This is a genomic window from Clostridium sp. FP2 (assembly GCF_011065955.2).
GTDB classification, from domain to species: Bacteria; Bacillota; Clostridia; order Clostridiales; family Clostridiaceae; genus Clostridium_AD; species Clostridium_AD tagluense.
Genome location: NZ_JAAMNI020000001.1, coordinates 305,967 through 324,504 on the forward strand (window position 1 = coordinate 305,967; position 18,538 = coordinate 324,504).

Consider the following 18,538-nt stretch of genomic DNA (forward strand, 5'->3'; position numbering starts at 1 on the left):
AAAAGCCCAAAATTGATTTTCACTATATATAGTGGATAAAAACCTATTAAATTATGCAGAAAAAAATTGTATAATATTATTTATTCCAAATTGTTCTCACAACATAGACTAAGGTTTCATAAAATGAAATGAGTAATAAATTGGGGTGGTATTTTTTGCTATATGTACTAATTTTAGCAGGTGGAAAAGGAACAAGACTTTATCCTCTATCTCGTGCCCAAAACCCAAAGCAGTTTTTGAATATTATTAATAATAAGAGCTTTTTAAGAAGCACTGTGGATAGAATAAAATGTTTAGTTAGTAATGAAAATATTTACGTAGTTACAAATGAAGATTATTTTGACAAAATTTGCAATGAGATTCCAGAAATTCGTAAATCAAATATAATTGTTGAGCCTAGTAATAAGGAGACTGCTACATGTATAGGTCTATCTGCTGCCAAACTACTAAAACAGGATAAGGAAGCAACCATGATAGTGCTACCATCTGATCATTATATAGAAAACGAAAAGGAATTTAAAGAAACTGTACTGCAAGCAGTTGAAATTGCAAACAAAAAAAGAGGCCTAGTCACTATAGGTGTTCAGCCCACAAGGCCAGAGACTGGTTATGGTTATATCGAAATGGGGGATAGGACCCCTGGCGATATACCTACGTTCAGAGTAGAACGTTTTTTAGAAAAGCCCAACACGGAAGTAGCAAAGGATTTGCTCTTGAAAGGAAATTTCCTTTGGAATAGCGGTATGTTTGTATGGAGAGCAGATGTGTTTTTGCGAGAGATGGAGAAGTACCTGCCTAAAATGTATAAACCATTAATGACGGTATATCAAGCCTTAGATACTGATGAAGAAAGTGAAGTAATAAAAAAGCAATATAATGAGATAGATGGAATATCAGTAGATTTTGGTATAATGCAGAAAACTAGAAAGGCTTTTGTTATAAAATGTGAGTTTGTGTGGGATGACATAGGTACCTTTGCAGCACTTTCAAGATTTCTAAGCAATTTACGTGGCAACAATGTTCTGGGTAATACATTTATGGAGGAAAGCCAAAATTGCTCAGTATTTGGTAAAGATAGATTGATAATTGGGTTTGGTGTAAAGGATCTTATAATTGTAGATGCAGGAGATGTTATATTGGTAATGGATAAAAATAAGGATCAAGAGATAAAGCACCTAGTTAATGAACTTAAGGAGCATGAAGGAACGGAAAAATATATATAATCTAATAGTAAGGAATAATTCCATCGCATATAATGTGGTGGAGTTTTTCGATTATTATAACTATTACAGAAATATTTGTAAATACTGTTGACAATTATGATTTTCTCTAGTATAATTTAAATTGTTAGCGGGGTGTAGCGCAGCTGGGAGCGCGCGTGGTTTGGGACCATGAGGTCGCAGGTTCAATCCCTGTCACCCCGACCAAAAAAGAGTTGTCATATGACAACTCTTTTTTTATGTTATTTTTGTAGTGCTTTATTCTGAATTGTAATATACTCCTCCAACTCTTCCAAAGATCTTGTTATAAATTCATATATAACATATTCTGGATCAATGAAATCAATAATTCTTTTTACATGTGTATCACTAAATGGCTTATGCATGTCTATTTTCATTATATGAAAAAGTACATTTTCGTTCATTTCATTAAATGGTAATTTACATTTGCGATTTGCTTGTATTTGCTCTTTTACATATTCACCTGACACGGAACAGTTAAGATGTATACCTTTTATGAATTTCTTTAATTCACCAAGATTGGTTACTGTATCTAAAATGTACTGTATTCCCTCTTTTTCATTGGTAAGGGCAAAATTAGTATTCATTAAATGAGCAGTGTCTAGCATAAATCCTTTATTGGAGTAATTAACCTTTTTCAATAATCTTAATAGCATATCTTTGTTTAGAAATGTTAAACCAGGTAGCCATAGATTTTCAAATAATAGTTTTATATTTGTATTTAAACCTTTAAAAACTTCATTTATTAATTCGGATGTTGCATCTATAATTTCCACATCAGTATATGTAAAATCATAGGTATATGCATGTTCCACTTGCACATGAGCCACATGAAAAACCACATACTCAGCACCAATTTTATCAGCCTGTTGTATTTCTTTTCTGTAATTATCTATTATGCATTGTCTAGTTGCTGCGCCATAATAATTTTTTATTTCCTCATGGCTACCAAACTGCCTTAATAATTCACTTTCCTTATTGTTCCAAAAATCAAGCCATGTAGGATAGTATTTTAGATGTACACCGCGAACTATACTACTCGGAATAATATTTTCATCCCACATTAAAGAATTTAAAAGCTCTACGCCATCCATATTATGTTTTTCTAATAAATTTGTTATTTCCCAGCTATTATCATGGAATCTATCCATATCACATTTGTAGGTTGAAAGATTTATAAGTTTTAGCAATTAGTATTCCCCCATTTTCATACGTATTTCAAATCCAGATTGCATCGATAGTGTGACTTTAAAAATAGTATATCATATATTTTTAAAAATATTTATTAATAAGAAATATATGGTTATTTTTAACTTCACAGATAATATGGTAAATAGGTATACATTTAATAAAATAAAGAATAATCTCCTCATTATAACAATTTACACAAAATACACGAAATACACATAATGTTGACACCGCGCTGACATGATAAGTGTATATGATATAAACTATAGAAACAAAATAAATTATAAATGAGGAGAGATTAATATGAAAAGTATATCTTTAAAAACAAAAATAGTAACAGGATTAATAACAGGAGGCATGCTTTTATCCTCTGTTAGTTTAGCTTTTGCAACAACTACTAAACCAGTAAGTAATAATGGAAAGGCGCCTTTTAAAAATGAGTTTAAACAACAAAAGGGTAGAATAGAAGCTACACTTAAACTAGGTGTTAGTTCAAACATAATTACACAGGCAGAAAGTGATAAAATTTTAGCATATGAAAGTAGTAAAACTAAAACTAAAGATAACAAAGAAGTGAATAAAGGAGAAAAACCTGATTTTTATAAAGAACTAGTTAGTAACGGAATATTGACACAGGCAAAGGCGGATGCTTTAAAATCAAGTGAGCAAATTCAAAGAGAAGCTAAAATGAAATTAGACTTAGAAACAAATTTGGCAAAGCTTGTAACTGATAAGACTATAACACAAGATCAATCAGATAAAATTAAAGCTGCTATGATTAAAGAGCAAGCTGCGATAAAAGTAGATTTTGAAAAGACTAAAGCTATGACACCTGAAGAACGCATGGCATATATGGATGCAAACAAGGATAACCATGTTAATCCACTAAAGGCTCTTGTAGATAGTGGAACTATAACTCGGGCTCAAGCTGAAAAAATAGGCTTTGGTGGTCCTGGAAAATCAAATGGGAAGGCAGCTTTTGGAAAGGAATTTAGACAACCAAAAGTCCAACTAGAAGCTACACTTAAGGTAGCTGTTAGCTCAAACATAATTACACAGGCAGAAAGCGATAAAATTTTAGCATATGAAAGTAGCAAAATTAAAACTAAGGATAACAAAGAAGTGAATAAAGGAGAAAAGCCAGATTTTTATAAAGAATTGGTTACTAGCGAGATATTGACACAGGCAAAGGCAGATGCTTTAAAATCTAGTGAGCAAATCCGAAGGGATGATAAAAGTAAGTTAGATTTAGAAACAAAATTAGCAAAGCTCGTAACTAATAAGACTATAACTCAGGATCAATCAGATAAAATTAAAGCTGCCATGATTAAAGAGCAAGCTACAAAAAAAGCAGATTTTGAAAAGACTAAAGCTATGACCCCCGAAGAATGCAAAGCATATATGGATGCAAACAAGGGTAATCATATTAATCCATTAAAAGCTCTTGTAGATAGTGGGATTATAAATCAGGCCCAAGCTGATAAAGTAGGTTTTGGTGGACATATGTCAGGTTTAAAGGGTAAATAATTTATTATAATAGTTAAATTAGGGCTGAGTTAAAAATGGAAGGAGCATGCTAGGGTAAACCTATCGTGCTTCTTATATTTGTAATTAAAAGATTAATAATAATTAAAGTTGAAAATTTAGGTAAGACTATGTTAAGTGTTATATAACGATATTTTAACAAATATATAGTATACTTAAAATAGTTAAGGCTTAAAAAATAAAATAGGTTAGAGGGTGTGATATTATGAAATTTTTAAGAAATATAGAAAATCAAGCCATAACTATTAAACAAATGAGTATAACTAAAGCTTTTCTCGTAATGCTTCTAGCATTATTATTGGAATCATTAGGACAAATACCTATAGGAATTTTAAATTTATTTTCTAAACAGTATACAAATATAGCACCATATATAAGTTTTGCTGCAGGAGTATTAGTTTACTATTTTACTATAATTCTTTTATTAAAGTGGTATAGTAAAGATTCATGTGAACAACCCCGTAAGAAGAGTTTAAATATAAAGAACTTTATCTATGTGGCTTTAATCATTATAGCCTTCCAATCAATAGACAGTAAGTATGCCATATTAATTCATGGGACAGCTTTTATTGTAGGAATTTCTATTTTAATTGCTGCCTATGGATGGTATATGCGAAATAAACCAGGAGATGTGTTAGCCATACACAAAGAATATATAGAAGTATAATAGTAAATTACAAAACAAGTCTTGCATTATAATTATATTTATAATGCAGGACTTGTTTATTTTATTGGTATTTTATATGGAATGCTTGTTTTAGATTATCATAATTATTGTTTTTAAAACCACATAATTATAATTTTAGATCAAAGGAATATATTGTTATGGATGGAAAATTACTTGCAGGTTTAGCTTATAAGAGAGTTATTATTAAAAAAATGACGGATTAACCATATGACATTGCATAATAACTTTACAAAACTGTCTTTTGACTATATAATAATCATTAAATTGAAATTTTAATAACCATACAATTCATAAAAGTTATAATTATATATAGTAGTTAAAAAGAAAAACAATGATCAAGGAGGATAACAAATGAATAAGCTGAAAATAACAAATTATAATGATGCGCGTAGGATGGGAATGATAAATTTACAGGCAAAGCATGAACAGCAGCCTATGTTATTCAAAGATATATTCCCATACTCGGAAATTCCAAAGGTGGTTTTTGGAAGTGAGCAGATTCCAATGTTTATACCTGAAGATATTTGGATTACAGATACTACATTTAGAGATGGACAGCAGGCTATGGACACCTACACTGAGGAACAAATCATTACAATATTTGACTATTTACATAAACTTGACAATAATTCTGGTATAATTAGACAAACGGAATTTTTTTTATACACTGAAAAGGATAGAAATGCTGCTAGGAAGTGTTTAGAGCGAGGATATAAATTTCCAGAGGTAACTTCTTGGATAAGAGCTAATAAGGAAGATTTTAAACTGGTAAAAGATATGGGACTTAAGGAAACGGGAATGCTTATGTCTTGTTCTGATTATCATATATTTAAAAAGTTAAATAAAACAAGAGAGCAGGCAATGGATTTGTATCTTTCACTTGTGGAAGAAGCCTTAGCAAATGGCATAGTTCCAAGATGTCATCTTGAAGATATAACTAGAGCTGATTTCTTTGGATTTGTAGTGCCCTTTGCACAAAAACTTATGGAGCTTTCTAAAAAATCTGGAATTAAGATAAAAATTAGGGCCTGTGATACATTAGGACTTGGATTACCTTATTCAGGAACACAGCTACCAAGAAGTGTTCAACATATCATACATGGATTAAGAGTTTATGCCGGGGTTCCTTCCGAATATCTTGAGTGGCATGGACATAATGACTTTTATAATGTAGTACCAAATGCTACTACAGCATGGCTTCATGGATGCTCGGCTATAAATACTTCTCTTTTTGGTATTGGGGAGAGAACAGGTAACTGTCCACTCGAAGCTATGGTTATAGAATACGGTCAAATAAAAGGAACTGTAAAGGATATGAATCTAAAGCTTATAACTGAAATTGGACAATACTTTGAAGGTGAATTTAAATATAGTATTCCACCTAGAACACCATTTGTAGGCAGTGAATTCAATGTTACTAGAGCTGGTATACATGCGGATGGAATATTAAAAGATGAAGAGATATATAATATTTTTGATACTGAAAAAATATTAGGTAGGCCAATTGTTGTGTCAGTTAATGAACATTCAGGACATGCGGGTATAGCAGCTTGGGTTAATACTTATTTTAGATTAGTGGAAGAAGACAAGATAGGTAAAAAAGATGAAAGAATTAATATTATAAAAGAATGGGTAGATAAGCAATATGAGACTGGTAGAAACACTGTAATGAAAAATGAGGAGCTAGAGTCAATTGTAAAAGATATCATTCCGGAGTTAAGTATAAAAAAACAAAATACTAAGGCCTGTTAGATATTTTAAGCTTAAATTATATAAGAATAAATGGAGGGATATCATGGCATATACTGTTGCACAAAAGATAATTAAGACTCATTTAGTTAAGGGTGAGATGATAACGGGTCTTGAGATTGCAATTAAAATAGATCAAACATTAACTCAAGATTCTACAGGTACAATGGCTTATCTTCAATTTGAAGCTATGGGAATCCATAAAGTACAAACTAAAAAATCTGTTGCTTATATAGATCATAACATTTTACAAACTGGCCCAGAAAATGCAGATGATCATTTGTATATACAGACTGTTGCCAAAAAACATGGAATATATTTTTCTAAACCGGGAAATGGTATTTGTCACCAAGTTCACTTAGAAAGATTCGGAGTTCCAGGACAAACACTACTTGGTTCTGATAGCCATACGCCTACAGGTGGAGGCATAGGAATGATTGCTATAGGGGCAGGAGGACTAGATGTAGCCGTTGCTATGGGTGGTGGAGAATACTATATAACAATGCCTAAAATTGTAAAGGTAGAGCTCATAGGAAAACTTAGTCCTTGGGTTTCAGCTAAAGATATTATATTAGAATTGTTAAGACGATTAACAGTTAAGGGTGGAGTTAATAGAATATTTGAATATGCAGGGGAAGGAATTAAAACTCTAAGTGTACCAGAAAGAGCAACTATTACAAACATGGGTGCAGAGCTTGGAGCCACAACTTCAATCTTCCCTAGTGATGAGATAACCTATGAATTTTTAAGTGCACAAAATAGAGAAACTGATTTTGTAGAGCTTAAGGCAGATGCGGGTGCAGTATATGATGAGACGATCCAAATAGATTTGTGCACAATCCAGCCTCTTGCTGCTTGTCCTCATAGTCCTGATAAGGTAGTTCTTGTATCATCATTAAAAGATATAAAGGTAGATCAGGTATTAATAGGAAGTTGCACTAATTCATCCTATGTTGATATGATGAAAGTGTCCAAAATACTTAAAGGAAAAAATATACCTGAAGAAGTATCACTTTCTATTGCACCAGGTTCTAAACAGGTTTTAAGTATGCTTTCTAAAAATGGTGGACTTTCTGATATGATAGATGCTGGTGCAAGAATTTTAGAAAGTGCCTGTGGTCCATGTATAGGAATGGGTCAAGCACCTTCAACAGATGCAGTATCACTAAGAACCTTTAATAGAAACTTTAAAGGTAGATCTGGAACGGTGTCAGCTAATGTTTATATTGTGAGCCCAGAAGTGGCTGTTGCATCGGCGCTTACGGGGTATATAACAGATCCAAGGGATATTGGGGCCTCCATTAAAGTGGATATGCCAGAAAAATTCACAATTAACGATAATTTAATAATAAGTCCAGCAGAAGATGGTAAAGATATAGAAATAAAAAGAGGCCCTAATATAAAACCATTTCCTAAAGCAGAAAAATTAAAAGAAAATGTGGGCGGGAAAGTTTTGACTAAATTACAGGATAACATTACAACGGATGATATAATGCCATCCAATGCTAAACTACTTCCCTTTAGGTCCAATATTCCATACCTTGCAGAATTTTGTTTAACTCCCTGTGATAAGAATTTCCCAGCTGTGGCTAAAGAAAATGGCGGTGGAATTATAATTGCAGGTGCAAATTATGGTCAAGGCTCCAGCCGCGAACATGCGGCACTGGCACCTCTTTATTTAGGTATTAAGGCTGTTATAGCAAAATCTTTCGCAAGAATTCATAAAGCTAATTTAATTAATAATGCTATAATTCCATTAGTGTTTGAGAATACTCATGACTATGAAGATATAGATGTTATGGATGAATTAATTATTGAAGATGCCGCGGAGCAGATTAAAAGAGATGTTGTTATTGTACGTAATATAACAAAAGGAGTTAAGTATAAAACTCTACCAGAAGTAACGCAAAGGGAAAAAGAAATGCTTATCTATGGTGGCTTAATAAATCTTATGAAAAATAAGAAAAAGGATGGCGAGTAGACGAATGGAGTATAATATTACACTTATACCTGGTGATGGAATTGGCCCAGAAGTAACCTCGGCTGCGGTTAAAGTAATAGAAAATAGTGGAGTTCGCATTAATTGGGAAATAGTACGCATGGGTGCTGCGGTTATAGAGGAATTTAATACTCCTATACCTGCCTACGTTTTAGAAAGTATTAAAAAAAATAAGGTTGCACTTAAAGGACCTGTAACAACACCAGTTGGTATGGGGTTTAAAAGTGTTAATGTTACATTAAGACAGGAATTAAATCTTTATGCGAACATAAGGCCTATAAAAACATTTGAAGGGGTTACCTCAAGGTATGAAGATGTAGATTTAATAATAGTAAGAGAAAATAGTGAAGATTTATATGCAGGAATAGAGCATATGATTACAGAAGACATTGCAGAGAGCATAAAGATAATAAGCAAGAAAGCCAGTGATAGAATAGTAGAATATGCTTTTAAATTGGCAAAAGAGCAAAATAGAAGTGAAGTAATAGCCGTTCATAAAGCAAATATTATGAAACTTTCCGATGGACTATTCTTAAAATGCGCAAGAAATATAGCAGAAAAGCACAAAGAAATAGCCTTTGGAGATGTTATAGTAGATGCTATGAGCATGAAGCTTGTAATGAATCCAGAAAAATACGATGTACTTGTAATGCCTAATTTATACGGAGATATTCTATCAGATATGGCAGCAGGTCTAATTGGGGGACTTGGACTAGTTCCAGGTGCAAATATTGGAGAAGAAGGAGCAGTTTTTGAGCCAGCTCATGGATCTGCACCAGATATAGCAGGTTTAAATATAGCTAATCCCACTGCATGCATTTTATCTGGGGTTATGATGTTAAGATATATAGGAGAAGCAGAAGCGGCAGATAAAATAGAGAAAGCTGTGGAAGCTGTTTTAAAAGAGGGAAAATATTTAACCTGTGATTTAGGTGGTACTACTGGAACCCAGGAGTTTGCGGAAGTTGTTATTGGAAAAATGGGAAAATAAGTATATATTAATTTAATAGTTACCCCAAAAAGGTATGATAATATATTTTATCATACCTTTTTTTATAACTATTTTAGGAAGCTTTTAGCTCTTATAGGCTCCCTTATTTATATAATGCTTTGAGTGTAAACTTTTTTTATTTATATCTAAGTTTAAAGGGATATATATTTGTTATAATGAAAGTAATACATTGGAGTAAGTGGAAGGATAAATAATTTAAAATGAGAATAAATAAACTTCTTAGCAATCATGGTATTTGTTCCAGGACAGATGCTAATAGACTTATCGCGGAAAATAGAATAATAGTAAATGGGAAGCTTGCAACGCCTGGTCAGTGGGTGGAAGAAGAGGACATTATTCTTATTGATAATGAGCCTATTCCAGTGAAAGATAAAATATATGTTGCACTAAATAAACCAGTGGGAATTACCTGTACTGCAGAAAAGACAGTGCAAAGCAATATAATTGATTTTATGAATTATCCAGAATATATATTTCCAGTTGGCAGATTGGACAAAGCATCGCAAGGGCTAATACTAATGACCAATGATGGAGATCTAGCAAATAAAATCTTAGAATCGGAAAATGAGCATGAGAAAGAATATATAGTAAGGGTGAATAAGCCTTTTGATGACTTTTTTATTAAAGGAATGTCTGAAGGCGTGGAAATTTGTAGTGTTATCACAAGACCTTGCAAGGTTAGTAGAGTAAGCGTTGATGCTTTTAGTATTGTTCTCACCCAGGGACTAAATAAACAAATTCGCAGAATGAGTAGTGCTTTTGGATACAAAGTTGTGAGACTAGAGAGAATTCGAATTATGGATATAAAGATTGAAGGAATAGATAATGGCAATTGGCGTTACCTAACAGATAAAGAGGTAATAGAATTAAAAAATGCATAAAAGTAATAAGTTATTTTTGCATTTATTAAATGAAATTTTTATAATCCTTGACTAAAATATATATAAAAGAAAGATACTATATTGAATAATTATATCGTTTAGGAGGATTATAGATGAAAAGATTTGTTTGCACTGTATGTGGATATATTCATGAAGGAAATGAACCGCCAGCCATATGTCCAATTTGTAAGGCTGATTCCAGTAAGTTTAATGAGGTAAAAGATGACTTAACCTGGGCAGATGAACATAGAATTGGAGTAGCAGAAGATGTTGATAGTGAGATTATAAGTGATCTAAGAGCCAACTTTATAGCTGAATGCACAGAAGTAGGTATGTATCTCGCTATGTCAAGGCAGGCAGACAGGGAAGGATTTCCAGAGGTTGCAGAGGCTTATAAAAGGATTGCTTATGAAGAAGCGGAGCATGCAGCTAAGTTTGCAGAGATGTTAGGGGAAGTTGTAAAACCCAGTACTAAAGAAAATTTAAAGGCGCGAGTTGAGGCCGAGTATGGTGCCTGTGTTGGAAAGAAAAAACTTGCAGCTCTTGCAAAAGAAAAAAATCTTGATGCTATTCATGATACAGTACATGAAATGTGCAAAGATGAAGCAAGGCATGGAAGAGCTTTTAAAGGGCTGTTAGAAAGATATTTCGATAAATAAAGATAAAGGATTCCTTTGGGGGGCTACAATTGTAGCCATACTAAGGAACCCTTTATTTTTTATAAAAATTATTTTCTTATTCCCTTTTAAAAGTTGAGCAATTAGTTTCTAAATATAGATTTACATTATCGCCACTGACATCTATAGACTTAGCATTGCAGAGATCATTAGAGTTATAGGTGCAGGTACCTACATTACAGGTAATTGCGCTACAGTGGTTACCATTTTCATTAATATTATTTGTAAGATCGCTATAGATTTTTGAATCTAAAAAAGAAGCACAGCTAGTGTCGCAATCTTTTTTAGCACTTTTTCCACCAACATTAATTATGTTAGCAAAACAGGTATTTTCATCATTATGAGAGCAATTTGAAACGCTACAATTAATTCTTGCCATTACATCTCCTCCTTAGGCATCCTTAAAAAATAACAAGGTAAGTTGCTAGTCTTTTTTTCAGATTCCACAATATATCTACTAAGAAGTTTAACCAAAAATAAAAGAAAATATTTATATTAAAGATTTTATTATTACTTAAAAAAATAGAGTTGTAGTTAATGGTATTTATGCTGTATCTAAATAATAAACATTCCCTTATGGTAAATTTTTTGATAAACTAGGAAGTGTAAAATATAGGAGGGACTAGAAATATATGCAGAAAAAATTAAATATTAATAAAACTATAATTACAGTAATTGTTTTAAATATAATTCAAATTATGACCATTTTAGGTGTGGTATTATACAATTATTTCAATGAAAATCTTATGAACTTTCAAGAAAAGTTTAATAACGGCGAATTGATTATATATGTATTAATAATTCTCGGGGTTATTAACAGTTTTTTTGTTATTAAAGATATTAGTTCTTTAAATGAACATAACATTGAGTACAGTATGTTAAAGGATACTTTGGGACAGTTAGAAAACTTAAATAAAACCCTTAGAGGTCAAAGGCATGATTTTATGAATCATTTACAGGTAGTATATAGTTTGATGGAAATGGAAGAATACGCTGAAGCCACAGGATATATTGAAAAGGTGTTTACAGATATTCAAAGGATAAACAAGGTATTAAAAACCTCAAATCCAGCAGTAAATGCACTGCTTCAGGCAAAAATAGACTATGGAGAAAAAAGAGGAATTAAAACAGAAATTTTAGTAACATCTACACTAGAAGAATTATTGGTGCCAGCCTGGGAATTTTGTAGAGTGCTTGGTAATATTATTGATAATGCTATTTATGCACTTCAAGAGAGAGGTGAAAATAAAATTATTAAAATCGAGCTATTTGAGGATTTAAAGACCTACAGATTTAGGATTAAAAACAATGGTCCTAAAATTTGCCAGGAATGGATTAATAGAATTTTTGACACTGGAGTTACTACAAAGGGAGAAAAAGGAGAGGGAATGGGATTATCTATTGTAAAAGATATTCTCCTAAAATATGAGGGTGATATTGAAATATTTAGTGATAATGAGGTTACTATTTTTGAAGGGTGGGTTCCAAGATAAAAAGTATAACACTGTAAATATGACATTTTAGACAAGTGTATGTATTCTTTAGCAATTATCTATTCTTTTTAGAACATAGAAAATGTATAGTATTGTCATAAGGAAAATATATAAATTTTTAAGGGGGTGGTTATATGGAATTAACAAGTTTTTTATCCAATATAAGTGCTGTTGCTATTATGTGTTTTGCATTTGGGTTTATATTTGTGATTATAGAGATGTTTCACCCAGGGTTTGGGATACCGGGAGTTTTAGGGGCAATACTTCTTATTGCAGGGGTAGTATTTACTGCAAATAGTGTTATCGAGGTATTGGTACTTCTGGGCATTATAATTGCAATACTCGGAGTAATGCTTAATTTCGTTTTGAAATCTGTAACAAAGGGACGTCTTTCAAAGACTCTTATATTGCATGAAACACAAAACAAGGAAGATGGATACATCGGAGCAGAGGATTTGGAATACTTTGTAGGCCAAGAAGGCGTTACATTAACAATTTTAAGACCCTCAGGTATTGCAGAGATAAATGGAATAAAAATGGATGTGGTTTCAGAAGGGGCATTTATTACTGAGAACACCAAGGTTAAAATCATAAAAGTAGAAGGGCGAAGGATCGTTGTAAGAGTAATTACTGAAAGTAAAAGTACTTGCTGAAAACAAAAGTAATCATTAAAAGTAAATAATGATATATTAATTAGTATTGTTTAAAAATAGAAGGAGGTAACATTATGGATAGTAATATTGCTATAGTTATTATTATAGGAGTTATAGCGTGTTTTGTAGCTTTGTTTTTAAGTTTTGTTCCAGTAGGATTATGGATTTCAGCTCTAGCTGCAAATGTAAAGGTTAGTTTTTCAACTTTGATAGGTATGAGACTCAGAAGGGTTTCACCTAAGAAGATTGTGCTACCATTAATAAAAGCAACAAAGGGTGGAGTCGAAGTAAGCGTAAATCAATTAGAAGCTCACTATTTAGCTGGAGGTAATGTAGAAGCAGTAGTAAATGCACTTATTGCATCTCATAGAGCCAGTTTGGATTTGTCTTTTGAAAGGGCAGCAGCTATTGATCTTGCAGGTAGAGATGTACTTGAAGCAGTAAAAATGAGTGTAACACCAAGAGTTATTGAAACACCAAATGTTTCTGGAGTTGCAAAGGATGGAATTGAACTTTTAGCAAAGGCAAGAGTGACAGTAAGAGCTAATTTAAATAGATTAATAGGTGGAGCGGGAGAGGCAACAGTGCTTGCTAGGGTTGCGGAAGGCATAGTAGCTACAGTTGGTACTGCAAATTCTCACAAGGAGGTCTTAGAAAATCCAGATGCCATATCTAAAACAGTTCTTGCCAAAGGGCTAGATGCAGGTACTGCTTATGAAATATTATCTATTGATATTGCAGATATAGATGTTGGAAGAAATATCGGTGCCCAACTTCAGACACTTCAAGCTGAGGCTGATAAAAATATTGCTCAAGCAAAAGCGGAAGAAAGAAGAGCTATGGCAGTAGCAAAAGAGCAAGAAATGAGAGCGTCAGTAGTAGAAGCCGAGGCGGAAATTCCAAGAGCTTTAGCGGAAGCGTTAAGATCAGGTAAACTGGGAGTTTTAGATTATTATGATATGCAAAATGTGATATCAGATACAAATATGAGAGAATCTATTTCAAAGGGTAGTAAAAATAAAAAGCAAGAAAATATCAATACAGCACCTAAGAATATCGAGGAGTAGAAGCTATGTTTAGATCTATAAACAATGGAGAACCAATAGAAATGGACGCAGAAGAGACTAGAAAATCACTATCAATGGAATATGAGAGTTATACTAACCTAACTACGATTAAAAATGAAAGTCCACAAGCAGCCCAGGTGGAAGTAGAAAAAGAAGAATTATCATATTTAGATTTAGATTTCAAAGAAGAAAACATTGTGAAAGCAATGGTGTATTCTGAAATATTTGGTAAACCAAAGTCGAAGAGAAGGAAACGGTGATTACTGTTGGAATTTAAAGTGTTAATAGGAGACGATGAAGAGGGCATGAGAATGGTCCTTAGAAAGGCCATTGAAAAAGTAGAAGGATTTAAATTGATAGGCGAGGCAGCTGATGGTGAGGCTGTTCTCACCTTTGTTCAAGAATCAAAACCACAAGTTGTATTTCTAGATGTGGAAATGCCAAAACTTAACGGGATAGAATGCGCAAAACGAATAATAGATGTAAACCCTAAAACCATAATAGTTTTTGCTACTGCACATGCTACCTATATGACAGACGCTTTTCAACTTTATGCTTTTGATTATCTTGTAAAACCTTTTAAATTAGATAGGGTTTACCAAACTTTAAACCGTATTAAAACACTAAATGGTGAGGAAGATAAGGCGGTAATGCACAAAATAATCCGACATGAAAATGGTCTAAATAAAATACTAATTAAAAATAAAGAAGGTATAAGTTTTGTAGATACAAAAGATATTGTTATCATTCAGAGAGAGGATAGAAATACGGTTATTTATACTGTAGATAATAGTTATATCACTTCTGAAGCATTAAGTGAATTAGAAGAAAGACTAGATAAAAATCAATTTTTTCGAAGTCATAAATCTTATATTATAAATCTTTCTATGATTTATAAAATTTATCCCTATGGTAGATGGACTTATGTGATAAAACTAAAAAATACTGATAAAGATGCTCTTCTTACCCACCTGCGGTACGAGGTTCTAAAAGACATATTTAGCTTATAGTGAAAAAGCAACATAGGAAAATACTCCTATGTTGCTTTTATATTATAAAAGAATATTTTTTTCATAATTTTAAAATAAGTTAGCAACTTTATATATTTGCAATACGTACTATAGTATATAGAAAAACATATTATGGTATTAATAGTGGCGATTTGATAAAATATATTGGATAATTAGTAATTTATACGAATTTCGCACAGCGAGTGTGACTTTGCAAAAGGTGGTTGTTCTATGAAATTCATAAAGAAGAGTTTGATTTTTTTCTTAAGCCTTGCATTGATTATAATTATAAACGTAACAATGGGTATAAGCTCAATTAGATTTGGAGTGTTTCCAAGAGTACAGAGTTATTTAGTCACAACTGCCATGGTTACTATGAGACATCAATATATAGCAAATATTGTAGCTAGTGACGCTACTATTAATAAAATAATGGAGGCTAATACAGTGGCAACAATTAGTGAGGATACTAATAAAGACAATATAACAATAATTGATGAGCAGCCAGAGGTGGAAGAGGTAGCAGAGGTAACTAATTTATTTAAAGATAAGGACAAACAAGATGTAAATATAACTAATATAAATAGTGATAAGTTCAAAGGTTATATACTTACTGTTAGTAACCCTAAAAAAATAAAATTAGCTGTAACAAAAGATCTAGGAGAATACGGAACAAACTTAAATGATTTAATTAAGCAGGAAAATGGTATAGCGGGAGTTAATGCTTCAGGATTTGTAGATGTTGATGGAAAGGGTAATGGTGGAGTACCTACAGGCGTAATTATAAAAGATGGAGAAGTATTATATTATGAGAAGGGCTTTAAAACCTATAGTCTTATAGGTTTTGATAAAAATGGCATATTGACTTTAGGTAATTACACTATAAAACAAATGAAAGATTTAAATATACAAGATGGGATATCCTTTGGCCCATTTCTCATAGTAAATAATAAACCTGCAACGATATATGGGGATGGAGGCTGGGGCATTAATCCTAGAACTGCCATTGGTCAAAAGCAAGATGGAACAATTATTTTTGTTGTAATAGATGGAAGGCAATTAAACTCTATAGGTGCTACAATAAAAGAGGTACAAGATATAATGATAGAAGAGGGCTGTGTTAATGCTGCTAACTTAGATGGTGGTTCATCTTCGGTTATGTACCACCAGGGTAAACTTATAAATAGTCCAAGTAGTAAGTATGGAGAAAGGCCTCTTCCAAGTGCTTGGATAATAAAATAAATAAATATAATTTAAATTCATTTTAAATTAAGTGTTTTTAAACTAATCAATGTGGTATAATAAAAATAATGCAGTAAAAGTAAACGTGCGTATTATAGAGAGAAACTCGAATATTAATTAAAAATCAGGGAAATATTAAAGTTATACGCAACTTTAAATCCCATATAGAAATCTGAAAGAAATAACATGTCAAAAATGTAACTGACTAGTTGTTTTTTTGAAGATTCTTAAATAGAAGAAAGAGGTGTCCTATTATAAATAAGGAAAATAAAAAAGAAGAAACTAAAGTTGAGATTAAATCTAACAAACACCAAACACTAGAAGAAGTTACAATTTTAAAATTAGTTAAAAAAGACGGAACAACTATTGATGGTAAAATAGATACGCAGGATTTAAAAAAGGTATTAGAAAAAGGTCTTTGGTTTGCAGAATGGAATAAAGATCTTAATAATTACTTAGCACAAAATTTAGGTACTTATTATATTGAAGAAAAAAAATATAGAAGAAAGCAAAGCCTTCAATCTTTTATATTAGATGTTCATCCAAAAGCACCTGTTAGACATATCAATGGAGATTCTCTAGATAACAGAAAAGCTAATTTAGAAGTATATGATCAAAATACAATTAATGATTATGAAGCATTAGATGAAGAAACTGTTGCAGTAATATTAAGAGATAGATATGGTAAAGAAAGATCAAGGACGTTCATTGATAAAGAAGACCTAAATAGAGTAGTAAATAATGGATATACATGGGTTCTATTTAAGAAAGATACAGAACCTTATGCTATAGCGAATACTCCTGAAGGTAAAATTTTCTTAAATAGATATATAATGGGTACAGCTGAAGATATGGTTACTCATCCTATAAATCTTAATACATTAGACAATAGAAAAGCTAATTTAGAAAATAAAAGAGCAGATTTAGAATTTGTTAAACCAGGCGAAGAAACAGATACAGAAACAGAAAACTAAAAAGCATTATAAAAGCAGTGTAGAAGATAGTTCTATACTGCTTTTATTTATTCGGGATCTGAGGAACTTTGATTTGAAATTGATTTGTTTTGCCCATAATATAAGCTAGATTAATTATAGATTTTTCATCTTCAGTCATTTCTCTTTTAAACATTTTTTCGAATTGTTTAAATAAATTACAAGTATCAAGTTTGTAATTTTCAGTATCTGGTCTAGTCACCCTTGTGTTTTTATGAGGATTATAAATTCTAGTTTTAATTTCACTGCTATAAATTTTCTTGAAAACTTCGGCTGTATAGAATGCATCATTATAAGCATCATGAAACTCACTTTCAATAGGCACGCCTAATAGCTCAGCTGCATTACCTAGTCCAATATTAATTCCTTTTTTGCAATTAAGCTTCCTAGAAGTGTAAGATTGGATGTTTATGTAATCTGTGGGTACTATGGTTGCATCTAATTCATGATACTCTATATTACGAAATAGCTCTTTTATATCTGCTACTCCCCATACACATAATACACTGGAATCGGTTTTGAAAAATTCTGTAAATTCACTATACATTTCTTTGAAAGATTTGCCAGTATCCAGTATCTCCATTGTTAGCCCAGTAAGTTCTTTTACAAAGGGATTAAGGGTAGTATATATTTCAGGTTTTACTAATACATCTAGAGTACCAATTGTTTCAAAATTTTCATTTAATTTTACAGCACCTATCTGAATTATTTCAAAAGGGCATTTGGGGTTTGTTATGCTTTTAGTTTCTTTTGCAAAGTTGAAACCTTGATTAAATTCTAAATCAAATACTATATAATTCATTAAATTACCTCTAACCTTTTTTATTTTTTTAATACCCATTATATAGTATATCATTTATGTGCATAAAAAACACTTACACGGGTTCCATAGTTTAACGACATTTTAGCACTGCAGGGGATGATTTAACAAAAAATTGAACAATCTGTATAAAGTAGTTTATAATATAGATAGTATGTATATTATATTTATATAGGATTTTGTACATATTGGGTTAATGGCATTAGTCGTAATGGAATAATTGCCTAATTACGAAATAAAAAAATTGATTAACATACAGCAAATTATTGAACATAAGAGAG

18 protein-coding genes and 1 tRNA gene are annotated in these 18,538 nt (G+C 31.8%); 16 read left to right on the forward strand and 3 right to left on the reverse strand.

Going from position 1 to position 18,538, the window contains the following annotated elements; translation table 11 throughout:
- Window positions 1–155 precede the first annotated feature (155 nt).
- Both G9F71_RS01450 and G9F71_RS01455 read left to right on the forward strand, forming a co-directional pair.
- A complete protein-coding gene (locus G9F71_RS01450) occupies window positions 156–1,223 on the forward strand; it encodes a mannose-1-phosphate guanylyltransferase (RefSeq protein WP_164950332.1) in 1,068 nt (355 codons plus the stop codon).
- 128 nt (window positions 1,224–1,351) lie between these two features.
- Window positions 1,352–1,427 (forward strand) — tRNA-Pro (locus G9F71_RS01455).
- Between the two features lie 35 nt (window positions 1,428–1,462).
- Here the strand turns inward: G9F71_RS01455 and G9F71_RS01460 are convergent.
- Entirely contained in the window at window positions 1,463–2,431 is a 969-nt protein-coding gene (locus G9F71_RS01460; protein WP_164950333.1) for a TIM barrel protein, read from the reverse strand.
- A 301-nt stretch (window positions 2,432–2,732) separates the two neighbouring features.
- Between G9F71_RS01460 and G9F71_RS01465 the strand changes: the two genes are divergently transcribed.
- From G9F71_RS01465 to G9F71_RS01495, 7 genes are all read left to right on the forward strand, one after another.
- Window positions 2,733–3,956 carry a hypothetical protein gene (locus G9F71_RS01465; RefSeq protein ID WP_164950334.1) on the forward strand — a complete coding sequence of 408 codons (1,224 nt, stop codon included), beginning with the start codon at window positions 2,733–2,735 and terminating at the stop codon, window positions 3,954–3,956.
- A 223-nt stretch (window positions 3,957–4,179) separates the two neighbouring features.
- Window positions 4,180–4,641: a hypothetical protein gene (locus G9F71_RS01470; protein WP_164950335.1), complete on the forward strand. Its 462-nt coding sequence runs from the start codon at window positions 4,180–4,182 to the stop codon at window positions 4,639–4,641.
- A 420-nt stretch (window positions 4,642–5,061) separates the two neighbouring features.
- Entirely contained in the window at window positions 5,062–6,414 is a 1,353-nt protein-coding gene (locus tag G9F71_RS01475) for a 2-isopropylmalate synthase (protein WP_164950448.1), read from the forward strand.
- A 43-nt stretch (window positions 6,415–6,457) separates the two neighbouring features.
- The gene (locus tag G9F71_RS01480) at window positions 6,458–8,392 is read left to right on the forward strand and encodes an aconitate hydratase (RefSeq protein WP_164950336.1); all 1,935 of its coding nucleotides are present in this window, start codon (window positions 6,458–6,460) and stop codon (window positions 8,390–8,392) included.
- A 4-nt stretch (window positions 8,393–8,396) separates the two neighbouring features.
- On the forward strand, window positions 8,397–9,401 hold the full coding sequence (locus G9F71_RS01485; protein WP_164950337.1) for an isocitrate/isopropylmalate dehydrogenase family protein: 1,005 nt from the start codon (window positions 8,397–8,399) through the stop codon (window positions 9,399–9,401).
- Between the two features lie 221 nt (window positions 9,402–9,622).
- The gene (locus G9F71_RS01490) at window positions 9,623–10,303 is read left to right on the forward strand and encodes a pseudouridine synthase (protein WP_164950338.1); all 681 of its coding nucleotides are present in this window, start codon (window positions 9,623–9,625) and stop codon (window positions 10,301–10,303) included.
- Window positions 10,304–10,416: 113 nt separating this feature from the next.
- On the forward strand, window positions 10,417–10,962 hold the full coding sequence (locus G9F71_RS01495; protein ID WP_164950339.1) for an NADH peroxidase: 546 nt from the start codon (window positions 10,417–10,419) through the stop codon (window positions 10,960–10,962).
- Between the two features lie 76 nt (window positions 10,963–11,038).
- On the opposite strand, the gene G9F71_RS01500 is transcribed toward G9F71_RS01495, so the two are convergent.
- Window positions 11,039–11,359, reverse strand: coding sequence for a DUF1540 domain-containing protein (locus G9F71_RS01500; RefSeq protein WP_164950340.1), 321 nt, complete (start codon window positions 11,357–11,359; stop codon window positions 11,039–11,041).
- 253 nt (window positions 11,360–11,612) lie between these two features.
- Here G9F71_RS01500 and G9F71_RS01505 point away from each other — a divergent pair, with 253 nt between their 5' ends.
- The 7 genes from G9F71_RS01505 (at window position 11,613) to G9F71_RS01535 (ending at window position 17,419) form a co-directional block, all read left to right on the forward strand.
- Complete coding sequence (locus G9F71_RS01505) at window positions 11,613–12,473, forward strand: sensor histidine kinase (protein WP_164950341.1); 861 nt, start codon at window positions 11,613–11,615, stop codon at window positions 12,471–12,473.
- Window positions 12,474–12,607: 134 nt separating this feature from the next.
- Window positions 12,608–13,126, forward strand: a complete 519-nt coding sequence (locus G9F71_RS01510; protein ID WP_164950342.1) for an NfeD family protein — start codon at window positions 12,608–12,610, stop codon at window positions 13,124–13,126.
- 74 nt (window positions 13,127–13,200) lie between these two features.
- Complete coding sequence (floA, locus tag G9F71_RS01515; RefSeq protein ID WP_164950343.1) at window positions 13,201–14,193, forward strand: flotillin-like protein FloA; 993 nt, start codon at window positions 13,201–13,203, stop codon at window positions 14,191–14,193.
- A gap of 5 nt (window positions 14,194–14,198) precedes the next feature.
- The gene (locus G9F71_RS01520; protein ID WP_164950344.1) at window positions 14,199–14,453 is read left to right on the forward strand and encodes a hypothetical protein; all 255 of its coding nucleotides are present in this window, start codon (window positions 14,199–14,201) and stop codon (window positions 14,451–14,453) included.
- A gap of 6 nt (window positions 14,454–14,459) precedes the next feature.
- Complete coding sequence (locus G9F71_RS01525; protein ID WP_164950345.1) at window positions 14,460–15,203, forward strand: LytR/AlgR family response regulator transcription factor; 744 nt, start codon at window positions 14,460–14,462, stop codon at window positions 15,201–15,203.
- A 231-nt stretch (window positions 15,204–15,434) separates the two neighbouring features.
- Window positions 15,435–16,445 (forward strand): phosphodiester glycosidase family protein, encoded by a 1,011-nt coding sequence (locus G9F71_RS01530; RefSeq protein ID WP_164950346.1) that lies wholly within the window; start codon window positions 15,435–15,437, stop codon window positions 16,443–16,445.
- Between the two features lie 833 nt (window positions 16,446–17,278).
- Window positions 17,279–17,419: a hypothetical protein gene (locus G9F71_RS01535; protein WP_224626142.1), complete on the forward strand. Its 141-nt coding sequence runs from the start codon at window positions 17,279–17,281 to the stop codon at window positions 17,417–17,419.
- 43 nt (window positions 17,420–17,462) lie between these two features.
- Here the strand turns inward: G9F71_RS01535 and G9F71_RS01540 are convergent, their stop codons facing one another.
- Window positions 17,463–18,239: a 3'-5' exonuclease gene (locus G9F71_RS01540; RefSeq protein ID WP_164950347.1), complete on the reverse strand. Its 777-nt coding sequence runs from the start codon at window positions 18,237–18,239 to the stop codon at window positions 17,463–17,465.
- Between the last annotated feature and the right edge of the window lie 299 nt (window positions 18,240–18,538).

Bases quoted from the DNA above. Each gene is read 5' to 3' on its own strand.
- G9F71_RS01465 (WP_164950334.1), top strand. From the start codon at position 2,733: ATGAAAAGTATATCTTTAAAAACAAAAATAGTAACAGGATTAATAACA.
- G9F71_RS01470 (WP_164950335.1), top strand. From the start codon at position 4,180: ATGAAATTTTTAAGAAATATAGAAAATCAAGCCATAACTATTAAACAA.
- G9F71_RS01475 (WP_164950448.1), top strand. From the start codon at position 5,062: ATGATAAATTTACAGGCAAAGCATGAACAGCAGCCTATGTTATTCAAA.
- G9F71_RS01480 (WP_164950336.1), top strand. From the start codon at position 6,458: ATGGCATATACTGTTGCACAAAAGATAATTAAGACTCATTTAGTTAAG.
- G9F71_RS01485 (WP_164950337.1), top strand. From the start codon at position 8,397: ATGGAGTATAATATTACACTTATACCTGGTGATGGAATTGGCCCAGAA.
- G9F71_RS01490 (WP_164950338.1), top strand. From the start codon at position 9,623: ATGAGAATAAATAAACTTCTTAGCAATCATGGTATTTGTTCCAGGACA.
- G9F71_RS01495 (WP_164950339.1), top strand. From the start codon at position 10,417: ATGAAAAGATTTGTTTGCACTGTATGTGGATATATTCATGAAGGAAAT.
- G9F71_RS01500 (WP_164950340.1), bottom strand. From the start codon at position 11,359: ATGGCAAGAATTAATTGTAGCGTTTCAAATTGCTCTCATAATGATGAA.
- G9F71_RS01505 (WP_164950341.1), top strand. From the start codon at position 11,613: ATGCAGAAAAAATTAAATATTAATAAAACTATAATTACAGTAATTGTT.
- G9F71_RS01510 (WP_164950342.1), top strand. From the start codon at position 12,608: ATGGAATTAACAAGTTTTTTATCCAATATAAGTGCTGTTGCTATTATG.
- floA (WP_164950343.1), top strand. From the start codon at position 13,201: ATGGATAGTAATATTGCTATAGTTATTATTATAGGAGTTATAGCGTGT.
- G9F71_RS01520 (WP_164950344.1), top strand. From the start codon at position 14,199: ATGTTTAGATCTATAAACAATGGAGAACCAATAGAAATGGACGCAGAA.
- G9F71_RS01530 (WP_164950346.1), top strand. From the start codon at position 15,435: ATGAAATTCATAAAGAAGAGTTTGATTTTTTTCTTAAGCCTTGCATTG.
- G9F71_RS01535 (WP_224626142.1), top strand. From the start codon at position 17,279: ATGGGTACAGCTGAAGATATGGTTACTCATCCTATAAATCTTAATACA.
- G9F71_RS01540 (WP_164950347.1), bottom strand. From the start codon at position 18,239: ATGAATTATATAGTATTTGATTTAGAATTTAATCAAGGTTTCAACTTT.